Source organism: Phaeobacter sp., assembly GCF_022825805.1.
GTDB lineage: Bacteria > Pseudomonadota > Alphaproteobacteria > Rhodobacterales > Rhodobacteraceae > Phaeobacter.
This window is the reverse complement of the sequence record NZ_JAJDWC010000038.1, coordinates 1-5853: the sequence shown is the minus strand read 5'-3', so window position 1 is coordinate 5853 and position 5853 is coordinate 1. Positions and strand designations below refer to the sequence as shown.

At 55.0% G+C, this 5853-nt stretch carries 5 protein-coding genes and 1 pseudogene; 1 reads left to right on the top strand and 5 read right to left on the bottom strand.

The annotated features are described in order from the left end of the window. A partial coding sequence (locus tag Q0C28_RS04260; protein ID WP_293573411.1) for a hypothetical protein occupies window positions 1–184 on the top strand: 184 nt, incomplete at its 5' end. Between the two features lie 654 nt (window positions 185–838). Here the strand turns inward: Q0C28_RS04260 and arsB are convergent. The 5 genes and pseudogenes from arsB to Q0C28_RS04235 all read right to left on the bottom strand — a co-directional run. Further along, window positions 839–1846 carry an ACR3 family arsenite efflux transporter gene (arsB, locus tag Q0C28_RS04255; protein WP_293573410.1) on the bottom strand — a complete coding sequence of 336 codons (1008 nt, stop codon included), beginning with the start codon at window positions 1844–1846 and terminating at the stop codon, window positions 839–841. After that, window positions 1843–3135, bottom strand: a complete 1293-nt coding sequence (arsJ, locus tag Q0C28_RS04250) for an organoarsenical effux MFS transporter ArsJ (RefSeq protein WP_293573409.1) — start codon at window positions 3133–3135, stop codon at window positions 1843–1845. Before arsJ ends, arsB begins: the two co-directional genes overlap by 4 nt. Continuing rightward, window positions 3132–4130, bottom strand: a complete 999-nt coding sequence (locus tag Q0C28_RS04245) for an ArsJ-associated glyceraldehyde-3-phosphate dehydrogenase (protein ID WP_293573408.1) — start codon at window positions 4128–4130, stop codon at window positions 3132–3134. Before Q0C28_RS04245 ends, arsJ begins: the two co-directional genes overlap by 4 nt. 36 nt (window positions 4131–4166) lie before the next feature. Next, window positions 4167–5000, bottom strand: a complete 834-nt coding sequence (locus Q0C28_RS04240; protein WP_293573407.1) for a metalloregulator ArsR/SmtB family transcription factor — start codon at window positions 4998–5000, stop codon at window positions 4167–4169. A gap of 490 nt (window positions 5001–5490) precedes the next feature. Beyond that, window positions 5491–5853 (bottom strand): annotated as a pseudogene (locus Q0C28_RS04235) (calcium-binding protein); the annotation flags it as partial.

Below are 5853 nucleotides of genomic sequence, written 5' to 3'. Positions count from 1 at the left end.
CACCACCGCCCGCACCAAAGCGACGCGGCCGACCACCAAAAAAGGAGAAACTGATCGCAACAACCGGCTGATCACCGAGACCAGAAAGTGGGGAATTTTACTTCGCCACTTTTGGGGATTTTTGAAACGGCATTTACAGCGTCCCAACAAGAAGATCATGCGAGACTGTTTGTGTTGTAGTTGAACCTGTCATTTTTTCCTCCCAGATAGCCCCGCGAGGAAAACACTTATGGAATTAACGAAAGCTTAACATTCAACTAAGAGTTGGTATTTTTCAGAATTATAAAGCACCGCCTTGATGCACCAGTTTGCTCGAACACTCCTGCTCATCTCGGTTTTCGACCGTAGCCAGAAACGAGCGTAGGGCGTGAACGTTGGTGATCCCTGCACTTGATAAGCCTTTGAGCTGAATGGGTTAGAAATATGGATCGCGAGGCCGTTCTATAGATCATCATTTAGAATACCCGCAGCTTTTCTCAGTGTTACGACGCGTCGCATCTTGGATCTAAGCCCAATGTCGAGTTTGGATTGGAGAATGCTTCCGGTTTCTCAAGAACCAAGAGCCTTGACACTCCGCGTTTTGAACATTCGGCCAGGTTGTAGAACGCGTCTGTATTGAGCGCCTATTTGCGGATGCAGGTTTTTGCCTGACGGGCCGAGTCATAGCCGGAACGATGGTCACCATCTGGGATCAGCCCCTCAGCCCATTTGTCAGACCATGAACTGAGCTGTGTAGGGATGGCTTGATCCCTCGTATCCAGGCGTTAGTGGCAGCTTTTCTAGCAACCACCAACGCAGCGGTCGTTCTGCTAATGTGAAAGGACGACCATTACTCCAGCTACTGAAATCGCGAGCGGGTCTTGTTTGCAAAAGCAACCAACGTCAGCATCACTGGCACTTCGACCAATACACCGACCACGGTCGCGAGCGCCGCTCCAGAATTGAGGCCAAAGAGGCTGATCGCAACGGCCACAGCCAATTCAAAAAAATTTGATGTGCCGATCAGAGCACATGGTGCCGCGACCTTGTGAGGCACACGCAACAAATGGGCCGCACCATAGGCGACGAAAAAGATGCCATAGCTCTGGATCAGGATGGGAACAGCAATCATTGCGATCACTGCGGGGCGATCCAGGATCACCTGCCCCTGAAGTCCGAACAAGATTATCACGGTGGCGATCAGCCCGATAACCGATAGGGGTTTGATACGGCCCAGAAATCCAGCAATCTTTTCTTCGCAGCCCAGACGAGCACGAGTCCAAAGCCCGGCCGCCAATGGCAGAGCAACGAACAAAAACGCAGACAGAATGAGCGTGTTCCAGGGCACCTCGATATCGGTGACGCCAAGCAGGAAGGCAACGATGGGTGCAAAGGCAAACACCATAATCAAATCGTTTACCGAGACTTGCAATAGTGTGTAGCTTTCGTCTCCCTTGGTCAGCTGCGACCAGACAAAGACCATGGCCGTACAGGGCGCGGCGCCCAACAGGATCAGGCCCGCGATATACTGCTGCGCGTCGGCAGGCTGCACGAATGGAGCAAAGACCACCTCAAAAAAGAGGACGCCAAGCGCGGCCATGGTGAAAGGCTTGATCAGCCAGTTCACCACTAGCGTAATGGCCAAGCCCTTTGGTTGGCGGAGCACACCCTTGAGGCTTGATGGGTTCACACCAATCATCATTGGGTAAACCATGGCCCAGATCAACACGGCCACGACCAGGTTCACGCTCGCAACCTCGGCCGCGGCGATGGTATCCACCACAACGGGCGCTGCGTGACCAATGGCAATACCTGCGACCATGGCCAACGCGACCCAGATGCTGAGGTATTTCTCGAAGTTGCTCATGAAAGCGCCTCCTGTTTGGAGTTGGGAGAAAGCCGCCCAGCGGTCAGCGCACTGAGCGTCACCATCACGGCTGCTGTCCCCAGGCAAGCGGCAACACCGCCCAGTTGATATGTCAGTCCAGACAGCACAGTGCCCAAAAGCCGCCCGCCTGCGTTGGCCATATAGTAGAAACCCACATCCATGGTGACGCGCTCATCCTTTGAAAAGGCAAGGATCAGATAGGAATGCAGCGAGGAATTGACAGCAAACAGCCCGCCGAAAATCAGAAGACCAATCACCAATACGCCGGTGAGCCAAAGCGCTGGCTGGCCGGCCGCCCAAACGGCCACGGCTAGGACCGCCGGCACAATTGCGAGGAGCGACGCCCATGTTCGAGCGGCGCCAACCAGTTCACGCTCGCTTCGGGATGATGCCTTCAATAGACGCGGCGTGGCGGCCTGGATTGCGCCATAAAAGATGATCCACACCGCCATAAATGTCCCGATCAGGAAAAAGGCAGCGCGGTTTCCCCCTTCGCTGCCGTCTGAGAGAACGGCATAGAAATAAACCGGAATTCCGACCACAAACCAGACGTCCCGTGCACCAAACAGGAACACTCTCGCCGCAGACAGCCAGTTGATGTTGGCTGATTTGGAGAACACCTCGGAGAATTTTGCCCCCTTCCGCCCAGTCGGCAGGCCTGGCGGCATCGTCAACACAATCGCCACAAGGATCACCGCCAGCACGACAGCCATGCCAAGGGTCGCCCAAGTGAATCCTGCCACTGCCAAGAGGCTGGCACCGAGCAAAAAGCCGACACCCTTGACCGCGTTCTTCGAACCGGTCAGCACTGCGACCCAACGAAACAAGCCGTCGCCCTCACTCGGGGCAAGTAGTTTGACGGCTGATTTAGAAGCCATCTTGGCCAGATCCTTGGCCACACCAGAGAGCCCTTGTACCGCCATGACAAATGCCACAGATGCGGTGATCTGCCAGGTTGGGTCGAGCTGTGCAAGGGCCAGCAGTGCGACCACCTGCAAGCCAAGTCCTGCATAGAGAGTAGCTGTCAGCCCGAACCGCGCGGCGATCCAGCCAGCAGATAGGTTGGTGATCATACCTGCGATCTCATACAAGACAAACAGGTAGGCCAGCTGTACAGGACTAAATCCAAGCGTATGAAAATGCAGCAGCACCAGCATGCGCAAGGCGCCGTCACTTAACATGAACGCCCAATAGGAGGCCGTGACAGCAGCATAGGCACGCAGCCCGCTTGGTGGGCTGCCGCCAATATTCGATTTGGAAGATGTCACAGGCTTTCACCCACCATCTGGGCCACATCCACCAGCCGGTGCGCATAGCCCATTTCATTGTCGTACCAAGCGTAGACTTTTACTTGGGTTCCATTCACAACCATGGTCGAAGGCGCATCAATAATCACAGACCGCGTGTCGTTGGTGTAATCTGCTGAGACCAGCGGTTTCTCCTCGTAGCCAAGGATGCCGGACAACGCGCCATCGGAGGCTGTTTTAAACAGGGCGTTCACCTCTTCAGCTGTGGTTTCGCGCTCCAGCTCGAACACGCAATCAGTGATCGAAGAGTTCAGAAGCGGGACCCTTACAGCATGGCCGTTCAACTTGCCTTGCAGCTCCGGATAAATCAATGTGATCGCCGTGGCGCTACCCGTCGTCGTAGGGATCAACGAATTCAGCGCGGAGCGCGCGCGGCGCAGGTCCTTTGCCGGGCGGTCGACGATGGTCTGGGTGTTGGTTACATCATGGATTGTGGTGATGGAGCCATGCTTGATGCCGATTTCGTCATGCAGGACCTTCACCACCGGGGCGAGACAGTTGGTCGTGCAGCTTGCGGCCGTCACGATGCGGTGGCGGTCCGGCTCATAGATGTCCTGGTTGACGCCATACACGATGTTGGCTGCATCTCCGTCCTTAACAGGAGCCGAGACCACCACTTTCTTTACCCCTGCGCTGAAATAGGGCGCCAGTTTGGCTTCAGTTTTATAAACGCCGGTACAATCTATCACCACGTCTACGCCGTCCAGAGGGAGATCCGCGATCTTGCTCTCGCTATAAAGTGGAAGATGAACGCCATTGATGGTGATGCTGTCTTCATCAAAAGCAAAATCGGCTTGCCAGCGGCCATGCACTGTGTCGAATTCCAGCAGGTGGGCGTGCATCTCGGGAGTGCCCACCGCATCGTTGATCCAGGCAATCTTTGCGCCGCTTTCCAGCAACGGCTTCAGGGCGAGTTTTCCAATTCGGCCAAGGCCGTTCACTGCGTATACTGTCATGGTCTGTCCTTTTTTTCAGGCGCCAGGTTAGAATGTCTATCGGTGCTGAAGGGCGATGTCGTCCACAGCCTTTTGGAGCGAAACGCGGTCGAGTTCGCCAATTGGCAAAGAGGCAAACGCCTGGATCCGGTTCTTCAATGAGCCGTAAGCCTGCTGAAACGAGAGGCTTTTCTCAGCGTCGGTGCCTTCGGCTTTGACAGGGTCAGGCATGCCCCAATGACCAGATATCGGCTGCCCGTCCCATGCGGGGCATTCCTCATTTGCAGCCTGATCGCAAACGGTAAAGACGAAGTCGAATTTGGGTGCGGTCTCGCCGGTAAACTCACTAATATTTTTGGCGCGCAGACTGTCGACGTCATGTCCCTTGCTGCGCAGCACGTCGAGGGCAAATGGATTGAGCTCGGACGAAGGCTTCGTACCAGCAGAATGCACATTGAAACGCGCGCCGCCGATACTGCGCAGCAGTGTTTCGGCAAAAATCGAGCGGGCAGAGTTCCCGGTACAGATAAACAGAACATTATAGCAAGGGTTTGCCAAGGATCCGTTCCTTAAGTCCGACGTGGGTTGATTGGGCAGGCACAGTTCAGGGCGACCACGGCAACAGTCAAGCAGCAGTGCGTCAAGAGTGTCTCGGATCCCCTGCATGTCAGCTTGATAATATAGCCAAGTCCCTTCTCGGGTCTGTGTCACGAGACCCGCCTGCATCAAAGCAGAGAGATACGAAGACAATGTGCTGGGCTTTACATCCAACGCAGCAGCGATCTCTCCCGCTGGTACCTGATCGGGATAGCGCCGCATCAACAGCCGAAACACTGCAAGACGTTGCGGGTGTCCGAGGATAGAGAGGCGGAGGGGAATCAATGTTTCCATATTTCGTGTTTTATCAAAATAACGATGTGCTGCAAGATCTACTTCGGGCTCGGCACAGTTTTCCAACCCTCAAGCAGCAGTGATGACGCGTTTTCGATACCACGTTGTCCTAAGGGAGCTTGAAATGGAGGCAGGGCCTTCGGTCCGCCCGTCGGTCAAACGTAACCACTAAGGTCCCCTGCCCCCAATTTTGCATTTAATTGAAGAAACGGAGAGCTGCAGCGGAGTTGCGCACGGACCGATGACGCTGGCCTTTTCAGCTCATCAGCTTTGTCGCAACTCAGACAAAAAGGCGTGAAAGAGCCCCCTGCAACGGAGTAGCTAATGGCTAAAAGCTGTTAACTTGCAGGGGGCGCTCCTTGCGCGTTTGCCCTGAGAATGTGGGGCAGGGCTTGTTCAGGCGCGAACAACGCGCAATCTCTGAAACCCTTCAGCGAAGTGAAGGCCGGGGCAAAGGGACCGGTCATGGCCCCTTTGCAGAGATCTGATGTTACGCGAAATCAAAATCCGCGCTGCTGAGACCAGCCAGGGTTGGTGCAGTACCGCTTGTACTTTGAACGGTCACGCTGGTGTCATCATCAATGACGATAACAAACCCATTTTCGATCTCATATGAGACCGCCATGATGTCTGCGAGGCTTGTGTAGCCCAAGGCACTAACGTCCAATTGGTCATTGTCTGATCCACTGGTCCCGCCAAAGTCGCGAATTGTCGTATGGCCGATCCCGGACTTGAGCACGAAGGTATCATCCCCTGCCCCGCCTGTGATTTGGTCACCACCAAGGCTCGCATAAATCATGTCGTTACCAGCGCCGCCGTCGAGATAATCTTTCCCCTCGCCGCCGCGCAATTC

Bases quoted from the DNA above. Each gene is read 5' to 3' on its own strand.
- arsB (WP_293573410.1), bottom strand. From the start codon at position 1,846: ATGAGCAACTTCGAGAAATACCTCAGCATCTGGGTCGCGTTGGCCATG.
- Q0C28_RS04245 (WP_293573408.1), bottom strand. From the start codon at position 4,130: ATGACAGTATACGCAGTGAACGGCCTTGGCCGAATTGGAAAACTCGCC.
- Q0C28_RS04240 (WP_293573407.1), bottom strand. From the start codon at position 5,000: ATGGAAACATTGATTCCCCTCCGCCTCTCTATCCTCGGACACCCGCAA.